We start from the raw sequence: 18646 nt of genomic DNA on the forward strand, positions 1-18646 counted from the left end.
TTAGGATTGGGTAAATAGCAAGCCGCGTACAACATTCGATTTGTCTTTGACGATTTCGGCCTTGAATTTACCGCTTGGATTGACGTATTCGTTTTCTTTCTCATTCAGCGTATTCGCTATTTTTCCCGTCTTATCACTTCCACCGTTCACTGCACCATACTGTTCACTGTCCGGGCTAATGTTCAAAGCATTACCGTACCACTGCCCTGCCATATTTTTGCCGGTTTTAATCTGAATACCGAATTGGTCCTTGCCCTGAAACTTGCGTAGCGCATTAGTTACCTGAGATCCGCTAATCGTTGTACCGTCATATACTGTAAAAGAGGCTTGAGACAATTCCGTCTGAATATCAGCAAAATTATTTTGTGCCGTTTTGGTCGCCTCCTGAGCTGAAATAAACAGAATGACTACAATTGTAATGAGGGCGATAGTCAAAAATATACCGGCGGCTACCTTTAAGGCAGTTGATGCGTTATTCATTATTTTTCTCTCCTTAGTTTGTTATATCGTATGGGTAATCATAGAGCTTACTTACTGAATTTTTTGTATCTGCTCATAATAGCTATCCATTTGAACAAAGCTCATGCCGATCAATGGAATCACCAAATATAAAAAGATAAGACTGTACATTGGAGCAAAACCAATCATCCTACCCCAGATGGCCTTGCTGTCTATCATTTTTTCATACTCCTGTTTTCTTTGTTCAAAATAGTAGGACATATGAGAATCCAAATCGTCAAAGGCCTCGCGAATCGTAATTTTGCCCAAAGACAAATGGAGCTTGTCCACCAGACGTTGAAATTCCGGCAAAGGCGCTTCTTCTTTCAACAAATCTAGAGCTGCCTCGGGTCCGTGTTCATAATGAAGCAAGCATTTTTGCAATGGCCTCTTGAAAATAACCGAAAAACGATTCAACCACTCCAATATTTCCTCGACAGACATTCGTTCCATGACCCGCAAAATAGAAATGACCGTTTGAAACTGATATACCTCATGCCTCATATCCAACCGACGCATTTTTCGTTGCAAATATAACAGAAGCACAGGCATTTGGTAGGCTGCATATCCAACAACCAAACCGATCAGCACTTCCCACCACTTGATGTATTCCTCATTCCACGCTTCCAGCTTCTGGAGGATGCGGCGTGTATTTTTAGATAGCTGATCCGCATTTGCTGTGCCACCTGCATTACGCTCCAGAGCTGCATACGTCTGCTCATATGTGCTTTCCGCTCTCATGTTAAGTAGGTACATGATTTTGCGGTCAACCTCACTCTGCTTCAAAGCTTCTTTTTCCTCTGTGGGATTTAAACGTCCAAACATTTGACCCGATTGGACAGGAGCGTAAAGAATATGTGTTTTCTCAGCTTCATGTAAAATAAATACCGTACTGATGCTCAGCACCAATCCTGTAATGAAAAGAGCAATCCTCCGTATGTACAGCCATTCCAGTTTAATCTCCGCGCCGCTCTCCTTTAGCAGGCGGGTTATCTGGAAATAAGAGGATGCCTGCGGCCGCGGAATTAAAGCATCTACTACATTATGAATGATGGGGTAACGGTATAGCCTTTGCTCCCAGACATAACGGCCCCGACCCGCACGATAACCTGTTTCGTTGGTCTGTTGCAGCTTTTGTAACAGAAAGTAAGATAAAATAATTACAATATAGACAGATAATTTTGTAATATATCCCAATTTCCCTTGATAAAAATCATCCATGGATGGAAAACTGGATCTCGCCCATTTTTCAATCGGTATTGTAAAAAAAACGGGGGCCAGTGCAATCACGTTCAAACTTTTGAGCAGATAGTCCAGTTTATTTCTCCGCAGCATCTCCAGCTGGATTTCGCGCGCAAGACTGCCAAGTCCCTTCAAATAGATAGAGCCGCCCTCCTCATTCCGGTCACCAAACTCCATCACCATATATGAGATACCAGCAAAGGCTTTTAAAAATCGGTTAGGAGCAGACTCATAGTATCTTTCCAATGCTTCATGCGGATCAACATCTGTCAGCGCTTCATGAATGAGTCGTGCGTGTCTTCCAGCCTCGGCCCCGGCCAAATCGGCCGCTTCTGAAATGGCTTCCTCTACCATGCCATGCTGGTGATAATGATGACGCACATTGGCGAACAGTTCGGTCATCTGTGCAAGCAGTCTTTTTTCCATCCGGCTAATGGCCACATCCAAGAAGAGGCTGTTGATTACCACGCCGCATAAAAGGGCCAATACAGCAAACTCTAATCCGGGTTTCATCATTAACAGCACGATGCCGCTGCAAATAAAAGCTCCCCAGATGAACAGTGTCATCCTCATAGTCTGTAGGCGTAGCTTGTACTCATCGTAGGCATGCAAACCAGATAGACGCTTACGTACGCTCTTGATGTATTCGGAAAGGACAGGCACTCCCATGCCCAGCGTGTATAGCTTGTGCAATAAGGCTTGTATCTCCCGTTGCAGTACCGCTTTTCCCTTCCGCCCTTCCCGCACAGAATGAATTCGTCCAATGCGGACTGCACGATTATTGCGTTTGTGCAGCCACCACAAAGCTGTATATAGAAGCACAAAGCCCCCACCTGAAATGAGTAAAATCCACAATAACATCTCTTTAAGACTCATATTCTTCCTCCCAATAACGGGTCAAAAAACGGCGGAAATCACTGGCGTCCTTGGCATTCATCTGCTCACACATTTCCTTTGCGCTTTTGGCGGTTAGCGGTTCCATTGGCATATAACACCCATTCCGGTATTCCATTACATGCCGATAGCTATAATTCGCCGAAGCATTGGAGCCAGTATCTATGTGATCCGGGTCATGCGGCACACATTCTGTAATTCGTTCAATATAACGGCGCCCTTCCGCATCACGCTTAAGATGCACATCAAAGTTAATGACATGAACTACCTGCTCCTCAGCAATGCCTTCATGTTGAAATACTCCAGTTTTGAGCAATGAATTACGAAGCGAGAATACAAGATCACGAAATGTTTTGGCATGATGAGTAAAAATGGTGAACAGACTTGCAACCTGCGACATCTGGATCATCCAAGCAGCCACTTCATCACTCGCTACTTCGCCAAGGATATTGACGGTTCCATCCGTCTTTTTCTGTAAATCAAGCCCTTGTTGCCCTGAAATATGGTCGGTTTCCCGAAAGGTAAGAATGTTACGGCGACTGTAGATGCTACGCAAATGCAACTCAAAGGCCATTTCCTGTACACGAAGCGTATACGAAGCATAGATATGCTTAACCATCGCCATCAATAGCGTCGTCTTACCTGAACCCTGTGCGCCTGTAATTGCAGTAATCCGGCTGCCTTTCATTAAGTAAGAAAGAAGCTGGATCGGAAAATCAGCATTTTCACCCTTAACTAACTGCTCCAGCGATGCGCTTTGGATATCAAATTTACGGACAAAGAAAGCCCACGATTCAGAGAACGGAGGTCTGACTACCACAACCCGTGACCCATCCTTCATTTCGTTTACCTTATAACCATTGGCTTCGGAAAGCTGTCCCGGGTAATTATATTTATAAATATTTTGGCACACCCGTTTAAGCTCACGCTCTGAACCAAAGGAAAGAAACGAAAGATGAATCGTTTTTCCTTTATAAAAAATCCACACACTCTCATAACCATTTGCAGTAGGTTCAGATGCTTGTTCTAATGTATACCGATCCGAAGGCCAGTCCGCCGACGCAGGAGCCCCACATTTTGGCATGCCACTAACGCCCCCGCTTACACCGTCAATCCGCTGATCACGTATATCATCAATGACGGAAAAGCCTTTATAATGCTGATAAATCCGCTGCACAATAATATCCACCTTCTCTAAAAAGGAAAGGGGGCGGTGTTCACAGTCATAGATATAACGGATATCCTCTCCCGTGACGAGATAGCTTCCATCCTCTTCATGTGGCTGTGAATATCTCATTTCGGCCAAGTCATAAGTATCCAGTAAACGCGACAGGGCGTCAGCGCCATACTTTTGCTGGTATTGGTAAAAGAAAATTTCGAATTGATCCTGTATACTTAATGACTCAGGTCTGGAAAATGGCATAACGGAATCTACGATTTTTTCGTTCAAGCCATAGCCGTTAATCAGCAGTTCAGCCATCAGATTTTTAACAAAACGTTTATCGCCACTACTGCCATTGGCGCAGTCCTTTAACGCTCTGCGCAGCTCCGCTCTTTGATGGATACGCCTTCTGTATTCCTCTTCATGCAACCCGACATCCGCCATTTGGCTATGACTTAGTTCATGAAGTGCATTTTTGATATACTCCATCAGAATTTCCAATGTAGCCTCTTCATTCTCTTTGCCGACCCGCGAGGTTGAATGACGCGAGTGAATATTTCCTCGATATTTAACGATAATCAATACGATGCCCAGCAGTATAATGCAAGCAAGTATCAATCCATTGATCAATTGAGCAGACAGCATCAAGCGCCCCTTTCCAAAGCCTTGAGCCGAAGATCGGATTCTGCCGCCTCTAGAATAGCTTTACTGATCTGCCGTATGCTCTGCTCCCATCCGATAGGTGTAAAAAGCCTGCGATGCGGCTCTTTCCCACTTCGCACGCCACGCTGTACATGGCCTACCACATCCCTGCGGTTCCACGCGTCCATAAATTCAGTACTGTAAGGAACCGTATATAAAGCTCCCTTGTAGCCATATCTCCTGCGGATATTCGCTACACTTGCTTGAGAATGCACATCATATTTCCCGAGTACCATTAATAACGGCAATGCCGAGTAAGTGGATAGCGGAGATACAGATTCAAAAAAAGCATCCAGCTCTCGCATATTCTGAGTCAGCGACAGAACAGCCAGCTTGGCTCCCGCACATGCTTCATGTTGTACAGATCCCCACCCTGCTCCACTTCCTGCATCAACCAGCGTCAAATCATAATATTGATCCGCCGTGTCCATGACTGTTCGTACAAGTCCAGGGGATAACAGTGGTGGAACAGCTCCAAAGCTGGAGGTTCCCTCAAGCACATCCAGAGTCTGTTCCAGTACAGGTGTCGTATAATTACAAATATTTTCTCTAGACAATGTTCCACGCAGTACTAACCGTGCGACAGCATCCCAACCACCTTCCTGAAGCCGCAAACTTGGATCATCCATACGATGCTCCTGTATAGGGAATCCTGATTCAATTCCCGTATGTCTACGTCCCAGATGGGTCAATAGTAATCTTCCTCTATATAGATTGCCTATGGTAACTGCTATTGCCACCGCCAATGAGCTACTTCCACTCGCTCCCTTAATTGGGCTCCAAAATAAAACAGTGCTCATGCTCTCCTCCTTTCCGCACGCTTTAGCGCACGTCGGCTCTCTTTAAATTCCCAGCCCATCCATTCTCCAATACAACGACACAATTCTTTCTTATACATTCTGGATAGCGGTTTTAGTTGAAGCTGCTGTTTATGCTCATTTTCCAGCTTCAGGGCAAGATGTCCCTCATCCCATGGCAATACATACGGCTCTTGCTGCCAGAAGGCAGGAAAACCGTTCATGTAATCCCACAAGTACGGCTCCTCTACACCACAATCCACGGCTTGTAAAAATAATTTGTCAAATGCAAGATCTTTGGGAAATCCAGGTTGGCCGAACAGACGCTCTAGCCACATCCGTCCGTTGTGCATCTGCATTCGGCTATAATCACTGACCCAAATTCGCTGTTCCGCCCTTTTCCAAGCAGATATGGGGCAAAAATCCGCTGACTCCACGTCCAAAATTACAATGTCATAAGCCTTCTCTGCCTTTAGATCAGCCATCATACCGATGTTAAGATCTTCCCACGCTGTAAAACCAGTCGCCACATCAAAACCATTAAACTGTATAATGGGAAGTGGTTTATCGAGCATCCCGATGCTATATCGATACTGTTTCCGCAGCGTAGCATCCACAAGCAGCACCTGTTGGCCGGAAGCAGCTAATATGCTGCTGATGTATAACAAGGTATCGCTTTTGTCACAAAGTCCGGCAAATATCCAAGTTTTCATGCTTCCGTTCCTTTTCTTTTATTTATTTGGCATACGGATCAGAGCTTCCACCCTGCGTCAAAATTTCAGCCTGTTCTTTATGATCCTGCCCGATTCCATATCCATTCCCTATACCCTTACTCCCGTCAGATGCATCTCCTACAGTTGTATCCGTATGCTGAGCTGCAATTTCCTCACTCAGACTTCTTTCTATTGGTGTCGAAATGACATTGTTTGATGAATTAATTGCATTTTCAAGAGAATTCCGCAACTGCTTGGACAGCTTTTGTTCCGCCACGCGTAGCACATTCGGATCACTATTCATGAGTGCTAACACTTGGGCATTAGGCGGATAAGTTGGGATCGCCTTCGGCTGGAACTCAGGATCGACATAGGTCAGCGCATAGATGGATGCTTTATGCAGATAGGCATCAACAATTGCGCTTGAAAACGATAATATTTCCTGCTCATTCATAGTGACCCAGACGACAGGGCCTTCCAGCCTGGAAATTTTCTTTTTGGACAATAGAATATAATCCTGGCCCGTTGGAAATTGAATGCGGATATCCACTTCGTCTCCCTGCTTCAGGTTGCTGGGCAGTACTACCACCTTTAGCTCACGGTTGCGTAAATCTTTAGATGCGGGCTCATCAACAATTACCATTGCAGACGTAAGCACAGACCCTTTTTTCAATTCAATCTTGGCTGTAGTGCCGGAAGCTTCATTTTTATCTGTCACCAAATTTGCCGGAGCCTGAGAACCAGGGACCGTAACTCCCTTCAAATCATTAGCTGTAATCTGTTCGCCCGGTGATATGTCACGAATAACAGCCCAGCCTTTTTTCGCAGTGCGTTGCTCTTGTTCATACACTTTCCATTTTAGTTCTGCGTCTACTTCGGCCTGTTTCCTGACCTCATTCATTTGATGGGTGTTAACGATAAGGTAGCCTACAAAAATAATGCTAACTATACCCGCTCCAATACAACCGGCGTATAGCTTTTGCTTACTGCTCTTTCTTAGCTTGGACACACAGCTTCTCCCCTGCCTTTTTTGATATATATCTTTGATTTAGCGCTGGCGTTTTAGAAATCCGAAGCGTTTTTTCCGGGTATCCGGAATGGCACCGCGAAACAGCTCGTCCAGCACCTGATCCATCTCACCATCTTGCTCGAATGGGTCAGAATGGAATGGTAGAGCAAATACTTTATCATGATCTAGTTCCTTACGCAGCCTGCGAACTGCCTCCAAGGGCGCCAACGGCAAGCAGTAATTCCATTTATGCTGCGGATGGCGCTGAAGCGATCGGGCCAGCCCGATTATCTCTTGAGCTCTCCATTCCGCTCCTGAACCAACGACAAGCGGGTAATCGGCTCTCAAAAATTCCTCCAGTCGCTCATTATCCTGTCCACTCCCCAAATCCAGAACGATAAATCTATAGGAACCGCCTAGTAAAGAGATAACGTCCGCACGAGATGTCTGCCGCCAATAATGTACTCCGTCCACCTCAAAACGCCGACTCGAACTCGTTCGTCCAGCAGGCGCGCCCTCTACCACTGCTTGAAGCCGGGCAAACGCTTTGGCTGTGCTGTGCAGCTCAACCAAAGCTACGGAGCGACTTCTTCGGGCCAGGTAGTGGCTCACCGCAATTGCCGTATGTGTAGCACCGGAGCCGGAAGACACACCGAGCACAGCTACTACCCTTGTACCTGCGTATTCCAATAAAGTATTTGAAGGTTCACTAACGGATGCTCCATGTTGAGCAGGCTGAAACTCTGCACTTCGTCGCAGTTCTTCAATGACCTCTCCGGCAGATTGAAATCGTTCCTCAGGATGCTGCCGCAGCAGCTTTCGAATCACTGGAATCAAATGGCGGGGTAATTCCCCGCGAATATATCTTTCTACTCCTGAAGTCCACTCGCTATATTTGCCACCCGTACAGAGATATAACAGCAACGCTCCCAAACTGTATAAGTCTGAGCGAGCATCCGTCTGGCCTGCTCCATATTGCTCCGGGGCTGCAAAGCCCACGGTTCCCAGCTTTACCGTATCCTGATTCAGTTCTGCCTTATAGCTCCGCGCGATCCCAAAATCAATCAGCTTAAATTCCATTTCCGGGGTCAGCATAATATTCGTCGGTTTCAGATCACGGTATATGACTGGTGTCTGACGGGTATGCAAATAATCCAACACATCCAGCACCTGCAAAGCAAATGGAATGATTTCCCTCTGTGGGATATGACCTTGGTAGCCCTTCATATAGGCTTCCAGCGTCATGCCTTCAATGTAATCCATAACCAGATATACCGCACCAGATGGCAGATGCTCGAAGAAATCAACAATTCTCGGTAGGCGTGGATGGCTTAATGAAATCAGCATTTCCGCTTCCGTCCGTATAAGCTTCATCATTTGCGGCTCGGCAACCGACTCCTTCACCGCCCATTGCTTGCCTGGCAGCTTCAAATCCTCTGCCATGAATACACGGCTCATTCCTCCTGTACCCAACGTGCGAACAATTCGGTAACGTTCACCGACTATAGATCCGTATTCCAATCGTGATGGCTTCTGCATCATCCTTCCACCTCCCTTCTATAAGCAAACAACGCAAAAAAGGGAAAGCCGCCGCAAAACAAAATCTCCATGTCACCATGAAAATGATCTGCGGGATGCTTTCCCTTTATTAAAACGTGATTATTATTTTTTAAGGAACAATTTGGTTTTATTATATAGCAGACCTGTACTCATTGTAAAGTATTATTTTCCATACTTGATCATATACAGGGTAATCTCATCTCGGTTATGGAATAGCTGCTTAGCCCGCTGAATCTGCATGCCAGACTGCTCGAATGAAGCCATCACATCATGAATGAGCGCCAAAGGCTTTTTATGCATTAGCTTGACCGTTACGATAGCAGTACCCCCGCTCCGCAAACTATACAGCAAATCAGTTACGAGCCTTGCCATCTGCTTCGGACTCCAGCTCATATCACAAACCAGCAGATCAAACGTGTTCTCTTTAAATTTGACTTCACTCGCATTTTTGCGCAAAAAAGTCAGATTGGCATACTTCATCAGCGACGGCTCCATCTTGGCCGGATCAACCGCCGTTACCTTAAGCCCTCGCTCCAGTAAGAAGGAAGTCCACCCACCCGGTGCTGCCCCGATATCCAGTCCTTGATGAAAGGCACCAAAATCAATACCAAATGTCGCTTCCGCTTCTAAAAGCTTGAATTTGGCACGAGAAATTTGTCCCTCCTCCTTCTGAAAACGAACCGCGCCTCCGCTCCAATCTGAAAGATTGTCCTGAGGGTGTGATACGCCTGCATACCACGTATCCGTATCCGCAAAAACGGATACAATTACGTCGGCCCCTTGTACCGTTTGCTCCATAGGTAGATCACTTAATTGTTCACTTAAAGCCTGCTTGAGCGCGCCTGCGCTTTCAGTCCAACTGCTGTTAGCTCCTTTGCGCACTTGCAAAGAGACACGTTGATCTATCAGTTCCCGGCGGTTACGGATAAATGCAACCAGATGCTCCAGCACCTGGGCCAAGTTTGTTCCTTCCTCCTGAAAATGTACAGGAAACAAGTGTCGCAAAAACATCGGCGGCTGACCTGTGATCGTCCCTACAGCCTCACTGGCTCCCGCAGGTAATGTAGCCAGAAAAATTTCTCCAGGCAATAGTACTGTACTTTTCACAGAGCCAAATAATCTTCTAAGCTCCTCTTGAGCGTAGGGCGCAAAGCCATGATTAGCCGTACAAATAAATCTTGACGATGACAAGGCGGCCACACCCTGTTCATCTGTACGCATGTATTGTTCCTCCAAAGTAACATTACCCTCCATTGCACACCCGAATCCAGGAACGTTCTCCATCCCAATCCAGCTCAACTGGAACTTCATACGTGTGCATAATCAATTCTTTCGTTAAAACTTCTTTTTTGGGTCCCGCTGCTGCAACCTTGCCATCACGGATCAACGCCACATGCGTAAAGAGAGGGACAATCTCCTCAATGTGATGCGTTACGTAAACCACTGACAAATCCCGTTGACGGAGCCGATCAATCTCAACCAGCATTTTTTCCCGTTCAAATAAATCAAGCCCGGCACAAGGCTCGTCCATAATCAATAAACGAGGCTCCGCCATCAGTGAACGAGCCAGCATGACCTTTTTGCGCTCTCCTTGAGATAATGTCCCCAGCGGATGATGCATCAGACCGCCTAAATTCATCCCCTCCAACAAAGATACGGCTTTTTCCTTTGCCTCTGTCGGAATCTCTTGATAAAAACGCAAAAAAGCATATGCACCGGTAGCGACCACTTCCCATACCGGATCTTTTAACGCTAGCTTTTCCAGCAATGTCTGGCTAATATAACCGATCTGCTTGCGAACTTCCCGCACGTCACATTGACCATAGGTTTGTCCAAGCACCTCGACCGTGCCACGACTGGGAAACATGTATCCTGTCATCATTTCCAGCAATGTTGTTTTACCAGAACCGTTGCGCCCCAGAATCGCCCAATGCTCGCCTTCCCGTATATCGAGACTTACATCGTCCAAAATCTTATTTTCTTCCCGCTGCAATGTGATGTTCTTTATGGATATCATTCCATCACGCTCCTTATCCTGTTCAGCAAGTGTTCCACAGATTCCATTTTGTAGATGATTTCAGGAATTTCATTTTCGCCGTTGTATATAAGAAGCGCGGGTACACTGGAAATTCGATACTCCTGCACCAGTTCAGGAATATAGTTTATGTTGCTTTGCAACACTGCTCCTTCGGGAAGCAAATGCTCCGCCACCTCGAGCATTCGACGGGCAGCCGCGCAGGTTCCACACATGGGAGTGTACACAAACAAAGCCAGCTTGCATCCCTCCCATATGGCACGACGTGCCTCTTTTTGTCCTATCTCTCTCATCGTTCCGACTCTTTTCTGATCTCACGCATACGTTCCTCGGGTATCGGACCATTATGCACGATGACTCCTTCTGGCTTGTTGGCATAGAGCAGCTCATACATAGCACGCCGTCCCTCCGGACTGGAGGAATGCAGGTAAATCATCAACTCTCCTCCTTTTCCCCTAAAAAAAGCTTCAAAAGCCCCAAAGATATCCATGATCCGTTAGACTGATTTACTGCCAGCTTAGAACCAATTGAATATCTTCCCGATGTGTCCCATCATCTCCCGTTTCACTTTCCAGGACGACAGGAATACCTCTTACAGGCCTCTGCTCTGTCATCCAACGCATTCCCTCTAAACCGATACAGCCTTGCCCGACGCGGGCATGTCTATCTTTTTTAGATCCATACGGATATTTGGAATCGTTCAAATGAACTCCGCACAGGGCTGACCAATAGCCGAGACGCTCCCCTTTTTCAATCAAAGCCTCGTCCTTTTCACCGTTCCACAAACCTGCTGCATAGGCATGACAGGTGTCCAGACAAAAGCCGATACTGTCGGAATTTTGGCACAACTGGCGGATTTGCACCATTTCCTCCAGCGTGGTTCCCATCGGTCCGTGATCCCCTGCTTGATTCTCAATCAGTATTTTGGCATTTCCCTGCCAGCCTTCCAGTACATCATCAAGACAGCCAATGATATTTCGGTAGCCCTCCAGTGGGTCAGACGAATGCATATGCCCGAAGTGAACGACAATCCCCCTCGAGCCGCAAGCTTCTGCAATGTCCAGATCGTTCCGCAATGAGGCAACCGTCAGCTCATAAAGCTCCTGACCACGCGCACGACCAAGAGCCGGATTCACAGGATAAGGCGAATGGGCAATAGATTGAAGCTGGTGCTTTGAGCAATAAGCTTTACAAGCAGCAGCATCCGTAGCACTCCATTCCTTTAACCTGAGACTGCGAGGATTTTTCGGAAAATATTGAAAAGAATATCCCCCTTGCTCTTGTGCACGCATAGCAGCTTTGGAAAAGCCGCCACGCGTACTCACATGGGCGCCGATGAGTAATTTAGGCATCATGCTGCTGTACCGGGCAATAAAATGCTTTTTTCCCCGCCAGCTCAACCCTAACAATTTTCCCGCCACTTGGGGATTCTTCACCCTCACGGTCATATACCCGGCACTGATGATCGAAGCCACCCGTTAATGTGTCTCCCTCCATCAGCGGCATTTCTATATAACCGCCTTCCGCAGTAGCTTCACGCAGCACGGATTGAGTAGCATGATACAGCTTTTCCACTTTTTCCGGTGACTGTACGATATTTTGTACTTTGGAACCCGGTGTAAATCCGGCGATATAAGCAATTTCATCCGAATAACAGTTGCCAATACCCGAAAAAATCTGTTGATTCACCAGCGTTGTTTTCAAAATCCCCCGCCGTCCCTTTAGACGCGCTGTGAACTTTTCCAACGTCATTCGATGGTCCAACGGATCGGGTCCGAGGTCTGATAATGCCTCCTCTGTTTCTTTAGCTGTCAGCAAGTGTAAGTAGCCTAACCGCAGCCCAATAAAATAAAGCTTCACACCGCTAAAATCCAATTCAATCTGAACCGTACGGTTCGGGCGCTGCTCCTCCGTTCCCAGATATAGCAGTCCTCCCAGCATCAGGTGCAGCACAAGCCGCCCACCCGTGTTTAAATGAAAAATCAAATGCTTGCCTCGACGCTCTAAATATACAACGGTCGCTCCCAGCAAATGCTTTTCAAACGTGTCCACGTCAGTATTAATGGATTTTTCACGGTTAACCGTCACTCCAGTAATAGGAATGTCCAAAATTTGTTTTGACAATAGCGTTCTGTAGTTTTCCATTTCAGGAAGTTCCGGCATATCAACATCTTTCCTTTCGTAGCTACATAGCTTTTAATTCTCACCATTATTAAATGTATGTTGGTTATCATTTCAACTCTTCCTTGATCCAGTCCTGCAGTTCATCCAGATTTTCAAATATCAGGTCAGGCTTTACGCCAACGGCGCGCATATGTTCTTCCATATTCGCGCGGGTCGTCACACCCGACAGAATCAGAGCTGTTTTACAACCTGCCGCTGCACCTGCTGCAATATCAGTAAGCATATTATCGCCCACAACCAGAGCTTCATCCGCTCTAATATTCAAGCGATCCAGCGCATAGTTCATCAACACGCTCGAAGGTTTGCCGATAACCACTGGCTTTACCTGTGAAGCCGCTTCAATCGCAGCGCCAATCGTTCCTGCACCTGGCGTTAACCCATCATGTGAGGGCAATTGTAGATCCGGATTGGTCAAAATAAAAGTCGCTCCCTCCCGAATCCAGCGCATGGCAGCGGCCAGTGTTTCATATGTAAATTGACGATCTATCCCCTGCACCACATAATCCGGCTGCTCCTGAACAAGCTGCAACCCGGCCTCTGTGAGCGCCTGGCGTAATCCGGTTTCGCCAATACAATATACACGTGCTCCTGGGCTCTGCTGTGCAACATATTGTGCAGCTGCCAACGCCGAAGTATATACTTCATGGCTGACTGCTTCAATTCCCATACCAACCAAATGCTCTGCCACCAATTCGGGTGTGCGTGAAGCATTGTTTGTGACATACGCATATGGTATCCGATCTGTACGCAATTGGGATATGAACAGGTCCGCACCCTTGATCATCCGGTTTCCATGATAAAGTGTACCATCCAGATCAATCAGTAACGATTTTATCGTAATCCCCTCCCCCACTTCAAATCAATTCATGATAACGTCGCAAAATGATCATTCATCCTATGAAGGATGTTCCCCCCACTTATTTAACCACCTTAATCATTTAGGTCATAAAATAAGTTGACATCTCTATTTCATCTTATCTATCTTAAGTCAAACATGCTAATGAAGTCTATGAATTGCCGATAAACCGTCCAAAATAGTGCCATTCCTCGCTAAAAGCCGTTGCTTTCACATGAAATAAGTTTACATCAGCGTCGAAATCCATCGAAGAGACCATGTCTTCAAAGGAATTTCCCTGTATTTCCTCACTTGCTCAAAGAAATAAAGTCCTTCAAATTCGATATATAGAAAATCAAATATAACACGCCTCCATATGTGGTATCACAAATTCACTCCATCCCAACAAGTGGCCGCTCTCGTCTCTTGTCGCATCCTGCGCTTTCCCGGAAAATAATTACGGGTGGAAAACAAAAGCACCGGAGCAAGCTCCGGCACCCCCACATGCATATCTACACTCCAAGCGTTAATTAGCCGATATCGGGTACTGGTAATAGCACGTGCTGCTCTGCAAGCAATGAATTGGGAAATATACTTTTTGCTTCTTCCAGCAATGGCTCAAGCTGTTCCTGATCTTTATATCGGGAACTAAAATGCGTCAGTATTAACTGCCCCGCATTTGCGGCTTTTGCAGCTTCCGCTGCCTGAAGCGCCGTACTGTGATGATACTCGTATGCTGTATCTGCCAGCTCATGCAGAAAAGTCGCTTCATGAACGACAACTGTTGCATCTTGAGCCAGCACTACAGTATTGGGACAAGGTCGTGTATCACCAAGGATGGTGATGATGCGCCCCTTTTTCGGTGAGCCCAAGACATCCTGAGGATGAAGTATGACGCCACCCTCCACCTCCACGCTTTCTCCACGCTTTAATTTACCGTAAATCGGACCGGGCTTGATTCCGTATCGCTCCAGCAGCTCCTGGTTAAGCTTGCCGGGCTTATCCATCTCTACAATTCGATAGCCAAAGCTATCGATCCGATGATCCAGCAGAGCTGACTCCACCCGAAATTGCCCATCATCAAACAACACTCCGCCCGTATGCTCCACAATGTGCAGCTGGTAATTGATCCGGGATTGGCTGATTCCTAAAGAAAGTTCAATATATTGCTTGAGCCCTGGTGGTCCGTATACTGTCAGCGGGGCCGTACCTCCCTGGTATGCCCTGCTCGACAACAGGCCCGGCAGACCAAAAAGATGATCTCCATGCAAATGGGTAATAAATATCTTTTCAAGCCTGCTGAGTTTGAGCGGCGAACGCAGTATCTCATGTTGAGTGCCTTCACCGCAATCAAATAACCACATGCTTCTTCGTTCTTCCAGCAATCGAAGAGCAATGGACGTTACATTCCGCTGAATCGTAGGCACCCCTGCATTCGTACCGAGAAAATAAAATTCCATAAGTTAACCTTCTTCCTACTGACCAGCAAAAAACCTCCGAAGCTCGGAGGGTCTTTGCTATCCTATCTGATAGAGGTGTTAAACCTTTTCGACGTTAAAATACTGCGCCTGAGGGTGGCTGAACACCATGGCTGATACAGAAGCCTCCGGTTCCATCATAAACCCTTCTGTCAGTTCAACGCCAATGTCCTCAGGTTTTAGCAGCTGGAACAGCGGTCCCTGATCCTCCAGATCCGGACATGCCGGATAACCAAAGGATACCCGAATGCCCTGATATCTGGCTCCATGCCGCTGCTTCATCGTCATATCGGCAGGATCCGGGAAGCCCCAGCTGTCTCTGATAATATGATGAAGCCGCTCCGCCAGACCTTCTGCCACTTCGAGCGCTACCGCTTGAAGCGCATGAGAGCGCAAGTAATCTCCTTGTTCTCTCCACTGGGTAGAGAGCTGCTGTATTCCATGACCGGCAGTCACAACCATAAAACCTACATAATCCATGACTCCAGATTCTACAGATTTCAGGAAGTCGGCCAAGCACAGGTATGGCTCCACTTGCTGACGTGGAAACGTAAATGTGTGCAATACCTTGCTCACATCAGACGGGTCATAGATCAGGATTTGATCTCCTTGCGATTGGGCCGGGAAGAAGCGATACATGGCATGTGCCTGAATAATTCCGTCTGTAACAGCTTCAAACATGATGCTGTCCACCGTATCCTTGAGCTGGGTCGCCTTGGGATCGCCCTCTGCCAGCAGCTTCTCGACGTTTCCTTTCAAGCCAAGATGATGCCCCATCAGCATCTGCATATTTACATAAGGCAATATATAGTTTAACGGATAGTTGCGCAGAACATGGCGATCCGTATCCGGTGGAATATAGACAGGCAAATCCTGAGCAATTTTAGAGCGTACAGCCCGAGTAAGCTTAGGAAGCTGCTTGGTTTCCACGACTGTTGCGGCTTCTGCCTCTCGTTCAGCCTCCATTTCCTCCGCCATTTTTTTGCGGGACTCAGGGTCCATCAGCTTATTGGCAATGTCCAAACCATCCATAGCATCCTTCGCATAAGCAACCAGACCATCATACTCAGGACGGATGCGGTTTTTAGTAAATTTACGCGTTAAAGCAGCTCCGCCAACCATGATAGGAATATCAATATTCGCATTTTTCAAATCCTGGGCGGTTAGTACCATTTGCTGGGCCGATTTCACAAGCAAGCCGGATAAGCCAATCAAATCGGCCTTTTCTTCACGGTAAGCTTCAATAATGCGTTCTGGTGGTACTTTTATACCCAGATTCACGATTTGGTAACCATTGTTGGACAGAATAATCTCCACCAAATTTTTACCAATATCATGCACATCACCTTTAACCGTAGCCAACAAAATCTTGCCTTTTACCGAGGATTCATTTTTCTCCATGAACGGTTCCAAATAGGCAACCGACGCCTTCATTACTTCAGCGCTTTGCAGCACCTCCGCAACGATCAACTCATTGTTGTTGAACAGGCGCCCTACCTCTTCCATCCCTTTCATGAGCGGACCGTTAATAATCTCCAGCGAGGAATATTTGGCGAGTGCCTGCTCCAGGTCGGGAATCAGTCCTTCCTTGCTTCCCTCCACTACATAAGAAGCCAAGCGTTCTTCGAGCGAAAGATTGGATACCTTTTCTTTTTTCTCTACTTTCTTGTTACGGAAAGCTGCCACAAAAGCAGATAAAGTATCGTCATTCGTTTTATAAATCAGGTCTTCGGCAAGCTTCCGCTCATGCTCAGGAATCGATGCATAACGTTCAAGCTTTTCTGTGTTTACAATCGCATAGTCCAGACCTGCCTTGGTGCATTCATACAAATAGACAGAATTGAGCACTTCACGGCCCGCTTCCGGCAAACCAAAGGATACGTTACTGATACCAAGGATGGTATGGACCCCGGGAAGCGCTTCTTTAATAATGCGAATGCCCTCAATCGTCTCCTTTGCTGAGCCAATGTATTGCTCATCACCTGTACCTACTGGAAATACGAGCGTATCAAAAATGAGATCCTCCGCCGCCAGACCGTAACGGTTCACCAGCAGATCATAAGAACGCTTGGCTACCTCCAGCTTATCCTCACGCGAAATAGCCTGACCGCGTTCATCAATCGTGCCGACTACAACAGCCGCGCCGTACTTATGAATAAGCGGAGCCATTTTCTCAAATTTCTCTTCACCATCCTCCAAATTAATGGAGTTAATAATTGCCTTGCCTTGCGAATATTGCAGCGCTTTATCAACGACTTTAATATCCGTGGTATCTATCACCAGAGGCACTTTTACCTTGTTCACAACCAGCTTCAAAAATGCTTCCATGTCCGTCATTTCATCGCGGTCCGGGTCCTGCACACAAATATCAATGACATGTGCCCCACTTTTTACCTGAGCGCGTGCAATTTCAGATGCCTCTTCATATTTGCCTTCCACGATCAAACGCTTGAATTTGCGGGAGCCCAGAACATTCGTTCGCTCACCAACCATATAAGGACGATTGTCCTGTTCAATATATACAGGCTCAATGCCGGATACTGCTGGAGGATGATGACCTGCCAGCGGACGCGGCTCAAATTGTGCCATTTGTTCACTCATAACCCGAATATGTTCAGGTGTGGTACCGCAGCACCCCCCTGCAATGTTGAGCCAACCTTTTTCAGCGAATGCGGCCATTTTACGAGCCAATGATTCAGGTGATTCATGGTATTGACCATTTTCATCAGGCAAGCCCGCATTTGGATAACAGCTAATCGCTGCTGAGGACATCTCGGAAAGGGAACGAATATGATCCCGCATAAACTCTGGACCTGTAGCACAATTCAGACCAATCGATACCGGATGCAAGTGTTCCAGTGATATGCAAAAGGATTCGATATTTTGTCCGGCCAACGTCGTGCCCATAGGCTCAATGGTACCCGAAATCATTAGCGGAAGTTCAATCCCCGTCTGCTCAAAAGCCTGGCGAATTCCGATGCTTCCCGCTTTGACGTTAAGTGTATCCTGTGACGTTTCCAATAGCAGTGCATCCACGCCGCCTTCAATCAGCGCCAAGGCCTGCTCCTGATAGCTCTCAATCAGTTCCGCAAACGTAACTCCGCCTGTTACAGACAAGGTTTTCGTCGTCGGCCCCATCGCTCCTACAACAAAACGGGGCTTGTCCGCAGTGTTGAATTTATCCACCGCATTACGCGCCAGCTTGGCCGCAGCCAGATTAATCTCACGTGCACGTTCTGGTATATCATAATCCGCCAAAACGACAGATGTAGCTCCAAATGTGTTCGTTTCAATCAGGTCTGCCCCGGCCTCCAAGTATGCTTCATGGATGCCTTGAATGACGTCCGGTCTCGTTAAGACCAGCATCTCATTGCAGCCCTCCAGCTCTTCCCCACCGAAATCGTCGGGGGAAAGATCCTCCTGCTGAATCATGGTCCCCATGGCTCCGTCAAGAAGTAGTATCCTTCGTTGTAACGCTTCCTGCAAGCTAATTTTGTCCAAAATCTCTTCACCCCCGCAAAACGTTAAATCCTAGTT

At 46.9% G+C, this 18646-nt stretch carries 16 protein-coding genes; all 16 read right to left on the reverse strand.

Annotation, left to right across the window (positions count from 1 at the left end; translation table 11 throughout):
- The 16 genes from WG8_RS13000 to metH all read right to left on the reverse strand — a co-directional run bounded on the left by WG8_RS13000 (position 1) and on the right by metH (position 18610).
- On the reverse strand, positions 1–480 hold the full coding sequence (locus WG8_RS13000) for a hypothetical protein (RefSeq protein ID WP_007430644.1): 480 nt from the start codon (positions 478–480) through the stop codon (positions 1–3).
- A 51-nt stretch (positions 481–531) separates the two neighbouring features.
- Entirely contained in the window at positions 532–2616 is a 2085-nt protein-coding gene (locus tag WG8_RS13005; protein WP_007430645.1) for a hypothetical protein, read from the reverse strand.
- Positions 2606–4441, reverse strand: a complete 1836-nt coding sequence (locus WG8_RS13010; protein WP_007430646.1) for an ATPase, T2SS/T4P/T4SS family — start codon at positions 4439–4441, stop codon at positions 2606–2608. The genes WG8_RS13005 and WG8_RS13010 overlap by 11 nt, the downstream gene beginning before the upstream one ends.
- Positions 4441–5298, reverse strand: coding sequence for a hypothetical protein (locus tag WG8_RS13015; RefSeq protein ID WP_007430647.1), 858 nt, complete (start codon positions 5296–5298; stop codon positions 4441–4443). The genes WG8_RS13010 and WG8_RS13015 overlap by 1 nt, the downstream gene beginning before the upstream one ends.
- The gene (locus tag WG8_RS13020) at positions 5295–6008 is read right to left on the reverse strand and encodes a hypothetical protein (RefSeq protein ID WP_007430648.1); all 714 of its coding nucleotides are present in this window, start codon (positions 6006–6008) and stop codon (positions 5295–5297) included. Before WG8_RS13020 ends, WG8_RS13015 begins: the two co-directional genes overlap by 4 nt.
- 22 nt (positions 6009–6030) lie before the next feature.
- Entirely contained in the window at positions 6031–7017 is a 987-nt protein-coding gene (locus WG8_RS13025) for an SAF domain-containing protein (RefSeq protein WP_007430649.1), read from the reverse strand.
- A gap of 39 nt (positions 7018–7056) precedes the next feature.
- Positions 7057–8559, reverse strand: coding sequence for a serine/threonine protein kinase (locus WG8_RS13030; protein ID WP_007430650.1), 1503 nt, complete (start codon positions 8557–8559; stop codon positions 7057–7059).
- Between the two features lie 180 nt (positions 8560–8739).
- On the reverse strand, positions 8740–9798 hold the full coding sequence (locus WG8_RS13035; RefSeq protein WP_007430651.1) for an SAM-dependent methyltransferase: 1059 nt from the start codon (positions 9796–9798) through the stop codon (positions 8740–8742).
- A gap of 22 nt (positions 9799–9820) precedes the next feature.
- Positions 9821–10594 (reverse strand): ABC transporter ATP-binding protein, encoded by a 774-nt coding sequence (locus WG8_RS13040; protein ID WP_007430652.1) that lies wholly within the window; start codon positions 10592–10594, stop codon positions 9821–9823.
- Entirely contained in the window at positions 10591–10905 is a 315-nt protein-coding gene (locus tag WG8_RS13045) for a thioredoxin family protein (protein ID WP_007430653.1), read from the reverse strand. The genes WG8_RS13040 and WG8_RS13045 overlap by 4 nt, the downstream gene beginning before the upstream one ends.
- Positions 10902–11048, reverse strand: a complete 147-nt coding sequence (locus tag WG8_RS13050; RefSeq protein ID WP_007430654.1) for a hypothetical protein — start codon at positions 11046–11048, stop codon at positions 10902–10904. The genes WG8_RS13045 and WG8_RS13050 overlap by 4 nt, the downstream gene beginning before the upstream one ends.
- Positions 11049–11118: 70 nt before the next feature.
- A complete protein-coding gene (locus WG8_RS13055; RefSeq protein WP_198286457.1) occupies positions 11119–11967 on the reverse strand; it encodes a deoxyribonuclease IV in 849 nt (282 codons plus the stop codon).
- The gene (locus tag WG8_RS13060; protein WP_007430656.1) at positions 11957–12775 is read right to left on the reverse strand and encodes an Fpg/Nei family DNA glycosylase; all 819 of its coding nucleotides are present in this window, start codon (positions 12773–12775) and stop codon (positions 11957–11959) included. The genes WG8_RS13055 and WG8_RS13060 overlap by 11 nt, the downstream gene beginning before the upstream one ends.
- A gap of 67 nt (positions 12776–12842) precedes the next feature.
- A complete protein-coding gene (locus WG8_RS13065; RefSeq protein WP_007430657.1) occupies positions 12843–13649 on the reverse strand; it encodes a TIGR01457 family HAD-type hydrolase in 807 nt (268 codons plus the stop codon).
- Positions 13650–14161: 512 nt separating this feature from the next.
- Complete coding sequence (gene rnz / locus WG8_RS13070; protein WP_007430658.1) at positions 14162–15091, reverse strand: ribonuclease Z; 930 nt, start codon at positions 15089–15091, stop codon at positions 14162–14164.
- Between the two features lie 78 nt (positions 15092–15169).
- On the reverse strand, positions 15170–18610 hold the full coding sequence (metH, locus tag WG8_RS13075) for a methionine synthase (protein WP_043891051.1): 3441 nt from the start codon (positions 18608–18610) through the stop codon (positions 15170–15172).
- Positions 18611–18646: the final 36 nt, after the last annotated feature.

Source organism: Paenibacillus sp. Aloe-11 (assembly GCF_000245715.1).
Lineage (GTDB): Bacteria > Bacillota > Bacilli > Paenibacillales > Paenibacillaceae > Paenibacillus > Paenibacillus kribbensis.

Bases quoted from the DNA above. Each gene is read 5' to 3' on its own strand.
- WG8_RS13015 (WP_007430647.1), bottom strand. From the start codon at position 5,298: ATGAGCACTGTTTTATTTTGGAGCCCAATTAAGGGAGCGAGTGGAAGT.
- WG8_RS13060 (WP_007430656.1), bottom strand. From the start codon at position 12,775: ATGCCGGAACTTCCTGAAATGGAAAACTACAGAACGCTATTGTCAAAA.
- WG8_RS13035 (WP_007430651.1), bottom strand. From the start codon at position 9,798: ATGCGTACAGATGAACAGGGTGTGGCCGCCTTGTCATCGTCAAGATTT.
- WG8_RS13045 (WP_007430653.1), bottom strand. From the start codon at position 10,905: ATGAGAGAGATAGGACAAAAAGAGGCACGTCGTGCCATATGGGAGGGA.
- WG8_RS13040 (WP_007430652.1), bottom strand. From the start codon at position 10,594: ATGATATCCATAAAGAACATCACATTGCAGCGGGAAGAAAATAAGATT.
- WG8_RS13005 (WP_007430645.1), bottom strand. From the start codon at position 2,616: ATGAGTCTTAAAGAGATGTTATTGTGGATTTTACTCATTTCAGGTGGG.
- WG8_RS13050 (WP_007430654.1), bottom strand. From the start codon at position 11,048: ATGATTTACCTGCATTCCTCCAGTCCGGAGGGACGGCGTGCTATGTAT.
- WG8_RS13020 (WP_007430648.1), bottom strand. From the start codon at position 6,008: ATGAAAACTTGGATATTTGCCGGACTTTGTGACAAAAGCGATACCTTG.
- WG8_RS13000 (WP_007430644.1), bottom strand. From the start codon at position 480: ATGAATAACGCATCAACTGCCTTAAAGGTAGCCGCCGGTATATTTTTG.
- rnz (WP_007430658.1), bottom strand. From the start codon at position 15,091: ATGGAATTTTATTTTCTCGGTACGAATGCAGGGGTGCCTACGATTCAG.
- WG8_RS13030 (WP_007430650.1), bottom strand. From the start codon at position 8,559: ATGATGCAGAAGCCATCACGATTGGAATACGGATCTATAGTCGGTGAA.
- WG8_RS13010 (WP_007430646.1), bottom strand. From the start codon at position 4,441: ATGCTGTCTGCTCAATTGATCAATGGATTGATACTTGCTTGCATTATA.
- WG8_RS13055 (WP_198286457.1), bottom strand. From the start codon at position 11,967: ATGATGCCTAAATTACTCATCGGCGCCCATGTGAGTACGCGTGGCGGC.